We start from the raw sequence: 14,952 nt of genomic DNA on the forward strand, positions 1-14,952 counted from the left end.
TGAGGAAAGTGGTGTCAATTGGAGTATTAGGATATGGAGTCGTTGGGTCTGGTGTAGTGGACCTGCTCCAAAAAAATGGTGATAAACTACGCCAGAAACTAGGTGTCGATTTAAATGTTTTTAAAATTTTAGTTAAAAATCTAGATAAGCACAAGGGGAGGAGCCCTCTGTTAACCAACAAAGCGGAAGATGTTATCCATGAAAAGGTAGACATCGTGATTGAGGTGATGGGAGGAATTGATCCAGCCTATGCATATGTGAAAAAAGCCTTGGTAATGAAAAAGCATGTTATTACAGCCAATAAGGATTTGGTTGCAGCCCATGGGGAAGAACTTATGGCATTGGCTCGTGAAAATCAAGTGTGTTTTGCCTATGAAGCAAGCGTAGGAGGCGGCATACCCATTATTCGGCCTATGACAGATTCTTTGGCAGCCAATGACATTTCTCAAATTGCGGCAATTCTCAATGGAACAACCAATTATATTTTAACCAAAATGTATAAGGAAAATATGGACTACAAGGCTGCTCTTCAGGAAGCCCAACGTTTGGGGTTTGCAGAATCCAATCCAGAGTCCGACGTCATGGGATATGATGCGGCGAGAAAATTATCCATCCTATCTACCTTGGCCTACGATCAGAAAATTGATTGGAAGGAGATCGATGTGGAGGGGATCACCCATATTGATGCACAAGATATAAAATATGCAAAAAAACTAGGGTGTGTGATTAAGCTTCTTGCCATTAGCAAGAAAAAAGGGGATGGCATATTTGCAGCGGTACGCCCTGTCATGGTCAGTGAAAAGGGACCCTTTGGACAGATCGACAATGAATTTAATGGGATTATGTTTCAAGGAGACGCCATCGGGGAAATGATGTTCATTGGAAAAGGAGCTGGGAAGTTACCTACTGCCAGCGCGGTAGTCGGTGATATTGTCCATATTGTTCAAAACCATAAGGGTAAATATGGGAAAGTAATCGTCGAAAGGAAGCAACCTTGTCATAAGTGGGAAAATCCTTTCCAGTGGATGCTGAGGATCAAGACTGATGATCGGTACAAAGTAATGGGTAGCATAAGTGAATTATTTTCCATTAACAATTTCATGTTTGACGATGCTCAAGACAAAGGAGAAGTTATATGTGTTGTAGAAATAGAGAACGAATTGAGTGGATATGAAAAGCTTCGTCATTTAGAAGCACAAGGATATATTAAGGGCATTAAAAAGATAATGAAATTGGAGGAGATCGCTTCATGAAATGGAATGGCCTAATTCATCAGTATAGGAAGTACTTACCGGTAACGGAGGAAACACCTATTGTAACCTTATGTGAGGGCAATACACCCTTGATTCGAGCAGAGAATCTAGAAAAGGAAATGCCAGGACTAGAGATCTACTTGAAATATGATGGTTTGAATCCCACAGGCTCTTTTAAGGATAGAGGAATGACCATGGCAGTTACCAAGGCGGTAGAAGCAGGAGCTAAAGCGATTATTTGTGCATCGACGGGGAATACTTCAGCCTCAGCAGCAGCCTTTGCAGCAAAGGCGGGCATCCGATGCATCGTTATTATTCCTAATAAGAAAATTGCTATGGGGAAACTGGCTCAAGCTTTTGCTTATGGCGCAGAAATAATAGCTATTGATGGAAACTTTGATGATGCCTTGCAGATGGTAAAGGAAATTTCAGAAAAATATCCCATTACCATGGTAAACTCCATTAACCCTTACAGAATCGAGGGACAAAAAACCAGCGCCTTTGAGGTGTGTGAGCAGTTGGAAGAGGCTCCCGATTATTTATCTATACCTGTAGGTAATGCAGGCAATATCACCGCTTACTGGAAAGGATTTAAGGAATACAAGGCAGAAGGAAAAATTGATAAATTACCTAAACTTTTGGGTTTCCAGGCCAGTGGGGCAGCTCCTATTGTGGAGAATCGGGTGTTTGAGAATCCAGAGACCATCGCTACGGCAATTCGAATAGGTAACCCAGCCAGTTGGGATAAAGCAGTAACTGCCCTCAATGAATCGGAGGGTATGATTCATAAGATTACCGATGAGGAAATTCTTGAAGCCTACAGCATGGTAGCCAGTAGAGAAGGTATATTTGCAGAGCCTGCCTCCTGTATATCTATCGCAGGTATCTACAAATTGTATAAAGAAGGAAAACTGGAGAAGGGCAAAAAGGTTGTTTGCGTTTTAACAGGCAATGGACTCAAAGATCCTGATACTGCTGTAGGACTTGGTGGTTCTATCAAAGAATTAAAGGCGGATTTTGGTTTAATTGAGAAGGAAATCATAGGATAAGGATTGTGAGAACGATGACCTATCATATACGTGTACCAGCAACAACGGCTAACCTAGGACCTGGTTTCGACGCTCTTGGGCTGGCATTAAAGCTGTATAACGAGTTTCGAATAGAGACGATTGAATCAGGTATAGAGATGCTAGGGTGTGATGATATTCCCTTGGGAGAGAATTTAATCTACACGACCATCCAAAGACTGTTTCATGAATATCATCATGAGAAATACGGGGTTAGGGTGATCTCTCATAAGATAGATATCCCCCTTAGCAGAGGCTTGGGAAGCAGTGCGGCTTGTATTGCAGCAGGCATAGTCATTGCCAATAGGGCCATGGGTGAACGACTAGGACTTGAAGATATGATCCGGATCGGCACAGAATTGGAAGGTCATCCCGATAACATAGTACCTGCGCTGGTGGGCGGCATGGTCGCTTCGATTCATGAGGGAGATCAGGTAATATACACAAGGATAAGTATTCCACAGAGTTTATGTTTTGCTTTGATGATTCCAGAGTTTACCGTATCCACTGGGGAAGCAAGAAAAGTGCTTCCAGATCATTACTCCAAGAAGGATTGTATTTTTAATATATCCAGAACTGCTTTGCTGGTGGCAGCCATGCAAAATGGAGAACTGGAAAAACTGAGGGTTGCCACTGGTGATAGAATTCATCAGCCTTATCGAATGGGGCTAATACCTGGATTGGAGGCAATATTTCAGAAGGCCCAGGCGTTAGGCTCCAAAACGGAGGTTATCAGTGGATCAGGTTCTACCCTCATGGCAATGATTGAACGAAACAATATTCGATTTGAAGATGAAATGAATGATTTTCTATCAGCCATGGAGGGTGGCTGGTATGTGAAGATTTTAGAACATGATCAGGAAGGTATACAGATCTATGAATAAGGGCTTTATGGGGTACACCCCTATAGAGCTCTTTATTTTGTCTATTGATAGAAATTGGGATTTTAATAGCATTGACGGGAAAATACCAAAAAGATACAATCAGAGTAGAAAAGAGCATATGACAAGTAGGGGAAAATAGTGGGAGGAAGAAATGGCTAAAAAAAGTAAAACAGTTTTTGTTTGTCAGTCCTGTGGATATGAAAGTCCTAGATGGATGGGACAGTGCACATGTGGAACGTGGAATTCTATGGTTGAAGAGATAGAAGATAAGGGACAAGCTTATAAAAAGTCCCCTACTTTAACCAGTTCATCAAAGCCTCAGTTTCTGAAGGCCATTCAGTCAAGTACCTATGATCGTTTAGATACTCATATTGGAGAGTTGAATCGAGTATTGGGTGGAGGGCTGGTAAAGGGTTCACTGACATTGATCTCAGGAGAACCAGGAATTGGTAAGTCTACTTTGATTTTACAGGCTAGCAGCACTATTGGGGATCAGTATGGTACTGTCTTATATGTGTCTGGAGAAGAGTCTGAAGAGCAGATTAAGATGCGGGCAGAACGACTCCGGGCTGTCTCTGATCGTCTGATGGTTGTATCGGAAACCAATATTGATGTGATAGAAAACTATATAGAAGAACTGAATCCTGTATTTATTGTAATTGATTCGATTCAAACCTTGTTCAAGCCAGACTTGACGTCGGCGCCAGGCAGCGTATCTCAAGTGAGAGAGTGTGCCAACAACCTGATGCGAATCGGTAAAACAAAGGATATACCGATCTTTATCGTAGCCCATGTGACCAAAACTGGAGAATTGGCAGGCCCTAGGATTCTAGAACATTTAGTAGACACCGTGCTCCACTTTACAGGGGAAAGAACTGCCGAGTTTAGAATGGTTCGTGCGGTAAAAAATCGATTTGGCACAACCAGTGAAGTCGGTGTATTTGAAATGAAGGAAGAGGGGTTGGTAGAAGTAGGGAATCCATCGGCCATATTTTTAGAGGGTTTGACTCCTAATGTGGAAGGTGCTATTGCCATCTGCAGCTTAGAGGGAACGAGACCGTTATTGGTTGAGATTCAAGCATTGGTGGCTCCGACGAACTTGGGATTTGCCCGGAGAACAGCTATTGGGATTGATTTGAATCGACTGAATTTGATTATTGCCGTATTGGAAAAAAAGGTCGGTTTGCCTTTGACCAATCAAGATGTGTACGTCAATGTGGTAGGTGGGCTAAAACTGGAGGGAACCTCCTCGGATTTAGGGGTAGCCCTGGCTATTTACTCCAGCATGCGGGGATTACCGATACCAACAACAACGACCATGGCCATAGGGGAGATCAGTTTAACTGGGGAATTAAGGCCTGTTTCCAACGGGGAGAAAATGATCAAAGAGGCAGCAAAAATGGGATTTCAGAAATGCATTTTACCAGGGAAAAGTGGACGAAAGCTTCAAATCAACGATCCTATCCAGCTTTTTGGAGCAGACTCTCTAAAGGATGCGATTGCCATGCTGTTTAAGCCGGAGTAAAAAAGACAGGAAGCTTTGAGGTGCTAAAAAATAAATGATACAGACGAAGGAAACATGCTATAATTGGAGAATAAAGAAGGATATACAAAAAAGAATTCTTTGATGTGGTTGGGAAAATTTTGATAATAGGATAAAAAATGGTCTTGGAATTCAATAAATGGGTATATTATAATGTAATGGCATTTTGTATAGAATTGGGAGGGCAGACAATTGGTGCGTGATGATAGGATGAAGGAAGAAGGAATTACGGGCTCCATTAAGTTATTAGCGCCGGGCACGCCTTTAAGAGAAGGTTTAGAAAACATATTAAGGGCAAAAACTGGGGGGTTAATCGTTATTGGAGACAACGAAGAAGTGATGAGTCTAGTAGATGGTGGATTCTATATTAATATAGATTTTTCTACAGCTTATGTATATGAATTAGCAAAAATGGATGGTGCAATTATATTGAGTGCGGATGCAAAACGGATTCTATATGCCAATACACAGCTCATCCCGGATCCATCTATACCATCTTCTGAAACAGGTATTCGCCATAGAACCGCGGAAAGAGTTGCAAGACAGACGGGGCAGATGGTAATTTCCATTTCTCAAAGAAGAAACATCATAACAATTTACAAGGGATATTCCAAGTATATACTTCAAGATACAAATAAGGTCTTAACCAAAGCGAATCAAGCGATCCAAACATTAGAGAAATACAAAAAAGTACTGGATCAAGCCATGACAAACCTCAGTGCATTAGAGTTTGAGGACTTGGTGACGATCTATGATGTGACCACGGTGCTCCAAAGAACCGAAATGGTGATGAGAATTGTAACGGAGATAGACAAGTATATTGCAGAGCTTGGAAATGAGGGCAGATTGGTGAGCATGCAATTGGAAGAACTGCTGGCCAATGTGAAAGAAGATGGGAAGTATGTGATTGAAGATTATAGAATCCATGGGGATGGCGTAGATTATAATACCATTTCTAGGCAGATTAAAAACCTATCTTCAGAGGAACTTTTAGATTTGACGAATATTGGAAAGGTATTAGGCTACAGTGGCGGCTTGAATGCCTTACTAGACACACCTGTTTCACCAAGGGGCTATAGAATGTTAAGTAAGATTCCAAGACTGCCTATGTCTGTAATTCAAAATGTAGTCATTCACTTTAACGATTTTCAAAGGATATTGAAGGCGTCTATTGAGGAGCTGGATGATGTGGAAGGAATCGGAGAAATCCGGGCTAGGACGATCAAAGAAGGATTAAGGCGTGTCCAGGAGCAAGTGTTGATGGATCGCCATCTCAGGTAGGGAAGATAATAAAAAACACCAATGGTTTTCATTGGTGTTTTTTAAATGATCATATTCTAGTAAAGACTATACTTGCCTAAGGTTTCTAAATGCTTGGCTTGAGTTTGCATGATAGATGCCATGTCTAAATCCAAAGCATTACAAATAGCAGCCATATAGAATAAATGATTCGCTAATTCCTTCTCGATCTTATCCTTACAGATATCACATAACTCGCCAGAAATATGATTAGACATGTACTGGCTTAGCTCTTCATAGGAAATAGCATCTGGCGCATCCTGTTTCTTTGCATCTATTTGAATGCAGCCACAGCTGGTTACAGATTTTACAATGGCACGGTTTACTTTGGCACAGCTTTCTTGATACTTTGTGACGATATCTAATACGCTCTTGTGACGCACTAGGACATTAGCAACTTCTTGTTGAAATTTTATACAAATTGAATCCTTCATATATCAATCACCTCAATAAAATAAATTGAGAAGCATATCCCTTTTACGAGTTAATTGTACCATATAATAACTAGAATGGAAAGAAAAAAGCGATAGAATGCAATATGCAAAATAAACCACAGAAAAAGAAAATGAGCGAAATAAAAATAGATATAAGTTTTTGAAAAAAGGTAGTAGAAGTTCATGAAAGAAATGTGAATGAAGGTGATTGACAATGCATAAACCATATGATAAAATATTTATTTCTTGACAACACTCCCTGGTTTTTGTATACTTAATATGAGGCAATGTATAATTTGGGAGGTTTGCTACATGTTTAATATTGGCGATAAAGTAGTTTATCCGATGCATGGAGCTGGAGTTATCGAAGCTATCGAAGAAAAGGAAATACTCGGGAAAAAGCGGAAATATTATATTATGAAAATGCCTTTAGGTGAGATGAAGGTAATGATTCCTCTGGATAATGTGGGAGATATCGGCTTGAGAGATATTATATCCTTGGATGAGGTAGAGCAAGTGATGGCTGTACTAAGTGATGATACATCAAAGATGCCCAAAAACTGGAATAGAAGATATAGAGCCAATCTAGACAAAATCAAAAGTGGAGATATATATGAAGTAGCTGCTGTGGTGAGAAATCTAATGCTCCGGGATAAGGAAAAAGGATTGTCTACAGGAGAAAAGAAAATGCTAAACAATGCAAAACAGATATTGATCAGCGAGTTAGTCTTAGCAAGAGGTATTGAAGAACAAGCTGCAGAAATCCTCATCAACGAGGCGGTTCAATAAGATAAATAAATGTGAAGCGTCCTGTAGACGCTTCGTTTTTTATCGTATAAGAAAGTGTACTTTCTTATACGATAAAAAAACAGAAATGATATAAAAAAATTGTCTAGTTTCATCTATTTAAGGGTATAAGAAAAACGATAGGGCAAAATTACCAAAAAATACAAATCCTATTGAAAACCAAGGTATTTTAGTTATAAAATAAAGATACCATGGTTATAATTTCTAGATAGGAGGTGAAAAAAGCATGTTCAATAGAATAATACGGGGAGCATTAACCTTAGCAGGGGCTTCAGCAGGTTATGCGTTAGCGATGCTTCTCATGAGACTCGTTGAGATGCAGCAATTGATAGAAGTACCCCAGATTACACCGATTATGGAATTGGTGGCAAATGGTATAGGGGCAATTGCCGGTGGAATCATATTTTTTCTTATTACTCCATGGCTGATGGAGAAAGGCTTGGATTCAGCAAATTGGGTAGAGGGCGAACTGCAAAAAATTCCAACGACGGACATTATTATTGGCTCTATGGGATTAATTATTGGTTTGTTCATTGCCTACTTGATAAGCCAACTTTTATTGGGCATACCGATACCATTTTTAGGAATGATCTTATCGATCATATTATACGTATTCTTGGGATACCTAGGTGTGAGCATTGCCACGAAGAAGAGGGATGACTTAAGTAATTTAACATCTGTGTTCAAGAAGAGTGCTGTAACAAAGGAAAAGACTACGACAAAGGTCGAGTATAAGAGCCCGCCTAAAATCCTTGATACCAGCGTAATTATTGATGGTAGAATCGCAGATATTACGAAAACAGGTTTCGTTGAGGGACCTATCGTAATACCGGAGTTTGTATTGGAAGAGTTAAGACATATCGCTGATTCGTCAGATAGCTTGAAGCGAAATAGAGGAAGACGGGGCTTAGATATTTTAAATCGAATTCAAAAGGAATTAAACATTCAGATACAGATCACAGATAAGGATTTTGAGGATGTGGCAGAGGTAGATATCAAGCTTCTTAAACTTGCTCAGTTCATGAATGGAAAAGTGGTCACAAATGATTACAATTTGAATAAAGTTGCAGAACTGCAAGGGGTACCAGTATTAAACATCAATGAACTGGCCAATGCAGTGAAGCCAGTGGTGTTGCCGGGTGAGGAAATGATTGTTCAGGTCATTAAAGAGGGTAAGGAATCTGGTCAAGGGGTTGCTTATCTAGATGATGGAACCATGATTGTTGTGGAAGGCGGAAGAAAGCATATTGGTGAGACAATGGGTGTTTTAGTAACCAGCGTTCTTCAGACAGCGGCAGGCAGAATGATCTTCGCAAAACCAAAGTCAATGGTTGATAAAACGGCATAATATAATATACTCATTCATACAAGCCCAGCTTATGCTGGGCTTCTCTATAGTATAAGATAAGATTACATACACTAAGGCAGTAGGTATTGAGAAAAGCGTTAAGATTACGTATAATAGAAAGCAGCATGGAAAGAAAAGGAGTATCCACCGATGAATACAGCCATCATATTAGCAGCGGGACAAGGGAAAAGAATGAATGCAGCATCGAACAAACAGTACTTGATCTTAAAGGATAGGCCTATTCTTGCCCATACGATCAGTACCTTTGAAAAATGCACCTTGATTCAACAGATCATTTTGGTGGTACATGAAGACGAGCAAGAATTCTGTAGGAAAAATGTTATAGAAAAATATAAGTATACAAAGATAAAGCGTCTAGTAAAAGGCGGAAAAGAAAGACAAGAATCTGTTTATAATGGTCTTATGGCCATAGATAAGGAGACTAGCATCGTTTTGATCCATGATGGCGCAAGGCCACTGATCACAGAGCAAGTTATTCAACGTTGTATCCATGGGGCGTCAGCGTATGGTGCAGCATCAGCAGGGGTGCCGATCAAAGAAACCATAAAAATTATGGGCAAAGATCGTTTTGTAAGCTATACGCCCAAGCGAGAGGATGTATGGATTACTCAGACACCCCAGGCTTTTCAAAAAGAGATTATCTTAAAGGCCCATGAGTTTGCTATTAGCCAAGAGATTTTAGGCACAGACGATGCAATGCTGGTAGAGCACATGGGCATAAAAATAAAGATGGTGGAAGGAGATTATGAAAACATTAAGATCACAACACCAGAGGATTTAATAGCAGCTGAAGCCATCTTGAATTATAAGAGAAAAAGATAAAGAGCCGTTGTCACATAGACAACGGCTCTTTATCTATATATGAGAAAATAAATAGCATGAAATGTTAATAAATTAACTATTAAAATTTGAAATATTCTGTTAATATTGCGAAAGCGTTTTTAATATACATTGTATTAAGAAAAATGTTCTACTACTGAACAAATGTAAAAATAGGGAAAAGGAGATTGGTTATGAGAAAGGTAATTCATGATATTCGTTTAATGACCAAATGCTGCATGCTCTATTATGAAGAACATTTTAGTCAGCAACAAATTTCTGATATCTTGGGGCTATCTAGACCAACAGTTTCTCGGATATTGAAGCATGCGAAGGACACAGGTATTGTTGAGATCAAGATTGTTCAAAACTCCCAAGGGAATTATGAAGACTTGGAAAGGCAGCTGGAGAAAAAGTTTGGATTAAAGGAAGTAATTATAGTGGATGACAAAACCAATTCCCAGGGACAGAAGGCAGAACTGGGAAAGGCTGCAGCCAAATATCTGGAAAGAACTTTGAAACATCAAGATATCGTGGGTGTTTCCATGGGAACTACCATAAAAGAAATTTCAAATTTTATCGAACAAAATGATCGACTGAATGTAACCTTTATACCCTTAATTGGTGGTGTAGGGCAAGTTTGGATAGATATCCATCCAAATCAGATCGTGAGGGATTTAGCTCAAGTATTTGGAGGTGAAGTTCGGCTGCTCCATGCACCCGCGGTACTATCCAATGAAAGCATCAAATCCAATTTAAAGATGGATAAAAGCATTCAGCAGATTATGAAAGATATGAATGCCATTGAATTGGCTGTTGTGGGCATTGGTGTCCCAACAGATAAAAGATCAACGATGATGGCTACGGGCTATTTTCAAGAAGAGGACATTCGAATTTTTGAAAAGAAAAAGGCGGTTGGTGATATATGCCTGCAATTTTATGACATTAATGGGAATACAGATCAATTTGATTTTAATAGAAATGTATTTGGCATTGAAATTGAACGGTTAAGAAAAATTAATAAGGTTTTAGGCGTTGCCGGTGGGTGTGAAAAGGCAGAAGCCATAATAGGAGCCATTCAGGGAAAATATATTAATATTCTTGTTACAAATTATTCCTGCGGTAGAAAGCTTCTAGAACGATAGGGGGGAAGGTTTTGGATGGAAAAGATATTTATATTTGCTTTTGGATTGCTGATTCTTCAAGGAGTTTTATCCTACTGGCAAATCAAGAACTATAGAGATCGAATTCATATACTGAATAAAGCGGGCATCGTTGGGATCGGTGTGGAAAAAGGACGTATAAGGGCTGGAAATATTACAATTCTTGTCTGCGATAAAACTGGAAAAATAGTCAAAGGAGAAAAAATGGAGGGAATCACAGTGTTTACACGATTTATAGAAATCCCAGATATAGTGGGCGTATCTATTAAGGAATTAAAAGCGGAAAATGAAACACGACAAAACAAAATAGGAGTAAGGGCAATGAGGCAGGCAATAGAACAATTGGAGTGCAAATTGGTGATGAAGTAAGTTGCAGTACACACCAGCAGATGATAGGACATCAAAGGAAAGGGAGTGATATTTCGTAGCCTTTTAAAAATGTCAAGAGGGAAAGGAGTGGAATGATGCTAGAATCACTGGCAGGATTAGCAGAAGGTTTTATTGGATTATTTAACAAAGGTGGAGAAGTGTTTATAGGTTTGATGACAGGAATCTTACCAACGTTAATCGTACTTATTACGGCTGTGAATGCGCTAATCAAAATTATTGGTGAGGAAAAGGTTCATCGGGTAGCAAAGGCGGCATCAAAGAATTTTATTACAAGGTATACTGTATTTCCGGTGCTTGCCGTATTTTTTCTAACGAATCCAATGTGCTATTCCTTTGGTAAATTCCTTGAAGAAAGATACAAACCTGCTTTTTATGATGCAGCCGTATCTTTTGTACACCCAATTACTGGGTTGTTTCCCCATGCCAATGCAGGTGAATTGTTTGTCTACATGGGAATTGCCCAAGGGATTGAACAACTGGGCTTGCCCCTAGGCCAGCTTGCTGTACGCTATTTCCTCGTAGGTGTGATTGTGATCTTTATCAGAGGTATTGTAACAGAAAGAATTACAGCCATCATGATGAAGCAAAAGACATTAAAAGAAAGTAATCAGCCTAGCGCATAAGGGGGGATGAGGATGTATAAGCCAGTAAAGATTGTGAAGGGAAGCAGCGGTTGGGGAGGACCTTTGATCATTCAGCCAACAGAAACGCGAAACAAGGTGGTATCTATAACAGGCGGAGGAATTGATCCTGTGACTCAGAGAATTGCGGAGTTAACAGGCGGGACGCCTATAGATGGATTCAATACAGGTGTGCCAGATCATGAAATTGCAGTCGTAGTAGTAGACTGTGGTGGCACAGCTAGGTGCGGTGTATATCCTAAGAAAAGAATCTTTACAGTAAACTTGACGCCCGTTGGGCAATCAGGGCCATTGGCCCAATTTATTACAGAGGATATATATGTTTCTGGGGTAAAGGAAGAAAATATCACTGTATATGAAGGAATAGCAGATATTGTTCCACAAGAGAAGACAATCCATGATGTAAAACCACCGCAGGAGATCCGATCTAGCAAACAGGCTAAGAGTAGTTTTCTTACGAAGATGGGGAAAGGTGTAGGAAATGTTGTAGGAAAATTATATCAAGCCGGTAGGGAGACCATAGATCAGGTCATTAAAAACATCATTCCATTTATGGCGTTTGTAAGTATGCTCATTGGTATTATTCTGAAATCAGGGATCGGCGATTGGATTGCAAATACGATTTCGCCCTTTGCAGGAACATTACCAGGACTATTGGTGATTTCGGTAGTATGCGCAATTCCTGTTCTATCACCATTGCTAGGGCCAGGTGCAGTCATTGCTCAGGTTGTTGGCGTACTTATAGGTGTCGAAATTGGCAAGGGAAGCATACCACCTCAATATGCATTACCAGCCCTGTTTGCCATCAACCCGCAGGTTGGTTGTGACTTTATTCCTGTAGGCTTGAGTTTAGGAGAAGCAGCGCCGGAAACCGTAGAAATAGGTGTGCCTGCTATCCTAATTTCCAGATTGATTACTGGACCACTGTCTGTACTGATTGCCTTCGCATTTAGTATTGGACTATATTGATGTGCTAAGGTGGTATGTCTGCTGGAGGAGGCATACCACCTCATTATCCCGATAACTTTTATATAGGGGGAAGGATATGAAATATCAATCCATTATTACGGGCATTGGTGCAATGGCATTGAGCTTTTTAGATGAAAAGATGATTATACTTTTTAACGAAAATGCGCCAGCAGCGTTGGCAGAGATATCTATACTTCATACAATAGAAGAATTTCTTCGAGATATTGAAGCGGGTGACATTCTTGTGCTTTCAGGGGAAAAATACGTTGTTACAGCAGTTGGAGATGAGGCGAATAAGACATTTAAGCTGATGGGTCATTGCACGTTAAAATTTACAGGAAAGACAGAGGCTGACCTACCAGGATGTATTGAACTACAAGGGAAAGAGATTCCCGAGATAAAAGTAGGAGATTTGCTGGAAATTCAATACAAATAATGGACTGGAGTGGGAATATGCTTGGCTTGAATGAAAAATTAATGAAACTGGAAGGACAGGGAAAAAAGATACATGCAAGTATCGTAGGAGCCGGACAGATGGGCAAGGGAATGGTGAGTCAGATGATGCTTATGAAGGGCATCATTCCAGCTCTTGTGGTAGATATAAAGATCGAGCATGCGATAAAAGCCTATGAAAATGCAGGTTTATCCAAGGATGAGATCAAATTTGTTGAGTCATTAGAGAAAGCGCAATATTGGATGGAAATGGGAAAATATGTGGTGACAGACAATGTAGAAATCGCTGCAAAGGCGGAAGGTCTTGATGTAGTCATTGAGGCCACTGGCGTTCCGGAGGTAGGTGCTAGGGTTGCCATGGATGCCATCGGCAGCAAAAAACATATTGTTATGCTGAATGTAGAAACAGACATTGTCATCGGTCCTTTATTGAAAAAGCTAGCAGATAATGCTGATGTAGTTTATACAGGCTCGGCGGGAGATGAGCCGGGTGCAGTGAAAGAACTATATGATTTTGCCGATGCCTTAGGATTTGAAGTTAGGGTGATCGGAAAAGGCAAAAACAACAAGCTTGATTATGGATGCAATCCTGACACTGTTTTGGAGGAAGCAAATAGGCGTGGGGTTAGCCCTAAGATGCTGACTGCATTTAAAGATGGTACAAAAACCATGGTTGAGATGACGGCTATGTCCAATGCAACCGGGTTTGTTGCGGATATAAGGGGAGGACATGGACCATCTGCCAATGTAGCGGTTTTGCCTGAAATATTTCGATTAAAAGAAGAAGGCGGCATCTTAAGGCAATATGGCGTGGTGGATTATGTAAATGGCGTAGCGCCAGGTGTTTTTGTCATTGTCACGAGCCGATTACCAGAAGTAAATCGGGAAATGCAATATTTGAGCATGGGGCCAGGACCAAACTATGTACTATATAGGCCCTACCATCTTTGTAGCTTAGAAACACCTTTGTCTGCAGTGAAAGCTGTATTGGATCATCAGTCCACCATTGTACCTCTGGGAGCGCCAGTATCAGAAACCATTGCCATTGCAAAAAAGGATTTGAAGGCAGGCCAGTATCTAGATGGAATTGGTGGATATACAGTATATGGAACCATAGAAAGCGCTATTCGTGCGAAGGAATGTGGCGCTCTTCCTTTGGGATTAATCAACCAGAAGTCTTTATTAAAGCAGGATGTAAAAAAAGGTGAAATCATTACCTATGATATGGTAGCGCTGGATCAAGACTCTTTGATCCTTCAGCTCAGAAAATTACAGGATAGGTTGTTATAGATGATAGAGCATAAACCACTTCTTTTTTTATAGGAATGGGTTTATGCTCTAAAATTTGTCTGCAGGTAAAAGGAGAGCAAGATCAATTCTTGAAGAAAAAGAATTGATAAAGAGGGACAGATGGAGAAATCCATCTGTCTCTCTTCTTATGTTGGTTCTGCTAAAGCGTTATACTGATTTCTGTAGGGATGGACGATGCTGTCCGTCCGTTGGTTTAAGCAAGAACATTGGCGGGTGGACAGGGGCGTCCACCCCTACGGGTATGCAGGAAACTACGACTTTGATTCCCTGTGCATGAGTTGTGCAGAGGAATATCATAAACTATCAGCATAGAATTTTAGCGGAGCTTTTATATCAAAAAATAAAGGACATTTTAGAAGATAGAAGGGCATAAAGATACTAAGACAAAATATACCACTGTGGTTGAAAACGTATGATGAAGAGGGATCCATAGGATTCATGGCATGAAAAGTAAAAGTTTCAATCAACGAAATGGCTGAAAACATTGGAATCGTTTTCTTTTTTAGAGCGAGCAAAAAACCATAGGGAAATTGGCATGAATATTGCTAAA

Annotated in this window: 16 protein-coding genes; 15 read left to right on the forward strand and 1 reads right to left on the reverse strand. The window is 40.1% G+C overall.

Annotated elements, in window-relative coordinates; translation table 11 throughout:
* The first annotated feature begins 8 nt into the window (after nucleotides 1-8).
* The 5 genes from HNQ80_RS17140 to disA all read left to right on the forward strand — a co-directional run bounded on the left by HNQ80_RS17140 (nucleotide 9) and on the right by disA (nucleotide 6,028).
* Nucleotides 9-1,253 carry a homoserine dehydrogenase gene (locus HNQ80_RS17140; RefSeq protein ID WP_184311897.1) on the forward strand — a complete coding sequence of 415 codons (1,245 nt, stop codon included), beginning with the start codon at nucleotides 9-11 and terminating at the stop codon, nucleotides 1,251-1,253.
* Entirely contained in the window at nucleotides 1,250-2,302 is a 1,053-nt protein-coding gene (thrC, locus tag HNQ80_RS17145) for a threonine synthase (RefSeq protein ID WP_184311898.1), read from the forward strand. Before HNQ80_RS17140 ends, thrC begins: the two co-directional genes overlap by 4 nt.
* A gap of 14 nt (nucleotides 2,303-2,316) precedes the next feature.
* Nucleotides 2,317-3,204 (forward strand): homoserine kinase, encoded by an 888-nt coding sequence (gene thrB / locus HNQ80_RS17150; RefSeq protein ID WP_184311899.1) that lies wholly within the window; start codon nucleotides 2,317-2,319, stop codon nucleotides 3,202-3,204.
* Between the two features lie 151 nt (nucleotides 3,205-3,355).
* On the forward strand, nucleotides 3,356-4,729 hold the full coding sequence (radA, locus tag HNQ80_RS17155; RefSeq protein WP_184311900.1) for a DNA repair protein RadA: 1,374 nt from the start codon (nucleotides 3,356-3,358) through the stop codon (nucleotides 4,727-4,729).
* A 228-nt stretch (nucleotides 4,730-4,957) separates the two neighbouring features.
* Nucleotides 4,958-6,028, forward strand: coding sequence for a DNA integrity scanning diadenylate cyclase DisA (gene disA / locus HNQ80_RS17160; RefSeq protein WP_184311942.1), 1,071 nt, complete (start codon nucleotides 4,958-4,960; stop codon nucleotides 6,026-6,028).
* Between the two features lie 56 nt (nucleotides 6,029-6,084).
* Here disA and HNQ80_RS17165 read toward each other — a convergent pair whose 3' ends face one another.
* A complete protein-coding gene (locus tag HNQ80_RS17165) occupies nucleotides 6,085-6,480 on the reverse strand; it encodes a nucleoside triphosphate pyrophosphohydrolase family protein (protein ID WP_184311901.1) in 396 nt (131 codons plus the stop codon).
* 312 nt (nucleotides 6,481-6,792) lie between these two features.
* Here HNQ80_RS17165 and HNQ80_RS17170 point away from each other — a divergent pair, with 312 nt between their 5' ends.
* From HNQ80_RS17170 to HNQ80_RS17215, 10 genes are all read left to right on the forward strand, one after another.
* Nucleotides 6,793-7,269, forward strand: coding sequence for a CarD family transcriptional regulator (locus HNQ80_RS17170; RefSeq protein WP_184311902.1), 477 nt, complete (start codon nucleotides 6,793-6,795; stop codon nucleotides 7,267-7,269).
* 244 nt (nucleotides 7,270-7,513) lie between these two features.
* On the forward strand, nucleotides 7,514-8,635 hold the full coding sequence (locus HNQ80_RS17175) for a PIN/TRAM domain-containing protein (RefSeq protein ID WP_184311903.1): 1,122 nt from the start codon (nucleotides 7,514-7,516) through the stop codon (nucleotides 8,633-8,635).
* A gap of 150 nt (nucleotides 8,636-8,785) precedes the next feature.
* Nucleotides 8,786-9,478 carry a 2-C-methyl-D-erythritol 4-phosphate cytidylyltransferase gene (gene ispD, locus HNQ80_RS17180; protein WP_184311904.1) on the forward strand — a complete coding sequence of 231 codons (693 nt, stop codon included), beginning with the start codon at nucleotides 8,786-8,788 and terminating at the stop codon, nucleotides 9,476-9,478.
* 191 nt (nucleotides 9,479-9,669) lie between these two features.
* Entirely contained in the window at nucleotides 9,670-10,620 is a 951-nt protein-coding gene (locus HNQ80_RS17185) for a sugar-binding transcriptional regulator (protein WP_184311905.1), read from the forward strand.
* A gap of 15 nt (nucleotides 10,621-10,635) precedes the next feature.
* Nucleotides 10,636-11,007 (forward strand): transcriptional regulator GutM, encoded by a 372-nt coding sequence (locus HNQ80_RS17190; protein ID WP_184311906.1) that lies wholly within the window; start codon nucleotides 10,636-10,638, stop codon nucleotides 11,005-11,007.
* Between the two features lie 95 nt (nucleotides 11,008-11,102).
* Nucleotides 11,103-11,651, forward strand: coding sequence for a PTS glucitol/sorbitol transporter subunit IIC (srlA, locus tag HNQ80_RS17195; protein ID WP_184311907.1), 549 nt, complete (start codon nucleotides 11,103-11,105; stop codon nucleotides 11,649-11,651).
* Nucleotides 11,652-11,663: 12 nt separating this feature from the next.
* A complete protein-coding gene (srlE, locus tag HNQ80_RS17200) occupies nucleotides 11,664-12,638 on the forward strand; it encodes a PTS glucitol/sorbitol transporter subunit IIB (RefSeq protein ID WP_184311908.1) in 975 nt (324 codons plus the stop codon).
* Between the two features lie 76 nt (nucleotides 12,639-12,714).
* Nucleotides 12,715-13,074: a PTS glucitol/sorbitol transporter subunit IIA gene (locus tag HNQ80_RS17205; protein ID WP_184311909.1), complete on the forward strand. Its 360-nt coding sequence runs from the start codon at nucleotides 12,715-12,717 to the stop codon at nucleotides 13,072-13,074.
* On the forward strand, nucleotides 13,074-14,381 hold the full coding sequence (locus tag HNQ80_RS17210; protein WP_330602925.1) for an NAD(P)H-dependent oxidoreductase: 1,308 nt from the start codon (nucleotides 13,074-13,076) through the stop codon (nucleotides 14,379-14,381). The genes HNQ80_RS17205 and HNQ80_RS17210 overlap by 1 nt, the downstream gene beginning before the upstream one ends.
* A gap of 148 nt (nucleotides 14,382-14,529) precedes the next feature.
* Nucleotides 14,530-14,679 (forward strand): hypothetical protein, encoded by a 150-nt coding sequence (locus HNQ80_RS17215; RefSeq protein WP_207727066.1) that lies wholly within the window; start codon nucleotides 14,530-14,532, stop codon nucleotides 14,677-14,679.
* The last annotated feature ends 273 nt before the right edge of the window (nucleotides 14,680-14,952 follow it).

The sequence above is a fragment of the Anaerosolibacter carboniphilus genome, from assembly GCF_014205875.1.
Classification (GTDB): Bacteria; Bacillota; Clostridia; order Peptostreptococcales; family Thermotaleaceae; genus Anaerosolibacter; species Anaerosolibacter carboniphilus.

Excerpts from the sequence above, each read along its gene's own strand:
- srlE (WP_184311908.1), top strand. The coding sequence starts at position 11,664 with ATGTATAAGCCAGTAAAGATTGTGAAGGGAAGCAGCGGTTGGGGAGGA.
- HNQ80_RS17165 (WP_184311901.1), bottom strand. The coding sequence starts at position 6,480 with ATGAAGGATTCAATTTGTATAAAATTTCAACAAGAAGTTGCTAATGTC.
- thrB (WP_184311899.1), top strand. The coding sequence starts at position 2,317 with ATGACCTATCATATACGTGTACCAGCAACAACGGCTAACCTAGGACCT.
- HNQ80_RS17175 (WP_184311903.1), top strand. The coding sequence starts at position 7,514 with ATGTTCAATAGAATAATACGGGGAGCATTAACCTTAGCAGGGGCTTCA.
- HNQ80_RS17205 (WP_184311909.1), top strand. The coding sequence starts at position 12,715 with ATGAAATATCAATCCATTATTACGGGCATTGGTGCAATGGCATTGAGC.
- HNQ80_RS17185 (WP_184311905.1), top strand. The coding sequence starts at position 9,670 with ATGAGAAAGGTAATTCATGATATTCGTTTAATGACCAAATGCTGCATG.
- HNQ80_RS17210 (WP_330602925.1), top strand. The coding sequence starts at position 13,074 with ATGGACTGGAGTGGGAATATGCTTGGCTTGAATGAAAAATTAATGAAA.
- disA (WP_184311942.1), top strand. The coding sequence starts at position 4,958 with ATGAAGGAAGAAGGAATTACGGGCTCCATTAAGTTATTAGCGCCGGGC.
- HNQ80_RS17170 (WP_184311902.1), top strand. The coding sequence starts at position 6,793 with ATGTTTAATATTGGCGATAAAGTAGTTTATCCGATGCATGGAGCTGGA.
- radA (WP_184311900.1), top strand. The coding sequence starts at position 3,356 with ATGGCTAAAAAAAGTAAAACAGTTTTTGTTTGTCAGTCCTGTGGATAT.
- srlA (WP_184311907.1), top strand. The coding sequence starts at position 11,103 with ATGCTAGAATCACTGGCAGGATTAGCAGAAGGTTTTATTGGATTATTT.
- thrC (WP_184311898.1), top strand. The coding sequence starts at position 1,250 with ATGAAATGGAATGGCCTAATTCATCAGTATAGGAAGTACTTACCGGTA.
- HNQ80_RS17190 (WP_184311906.1), top strand. The coding sequence starts at position 10,636 with ATGGAAAAGATATTTATATTTGCTTTTGGATTGCTGATTCTTCAAGGA.
- ispD (WP_184311904.1), top strand. The coding sequence starts at position 8,786 with ATGAATACAGCCATCATATTAGCAGCGGGACAAGGGAAAAGAATGAAT.
- HNQ80_RS17215 (WP_207727066.1), top strand. The coding sequence starts at position 14,530 with ATGTTGGTTCTGCTAAAGCGTTATACTGATTTCTGTAGGGATGGACGA.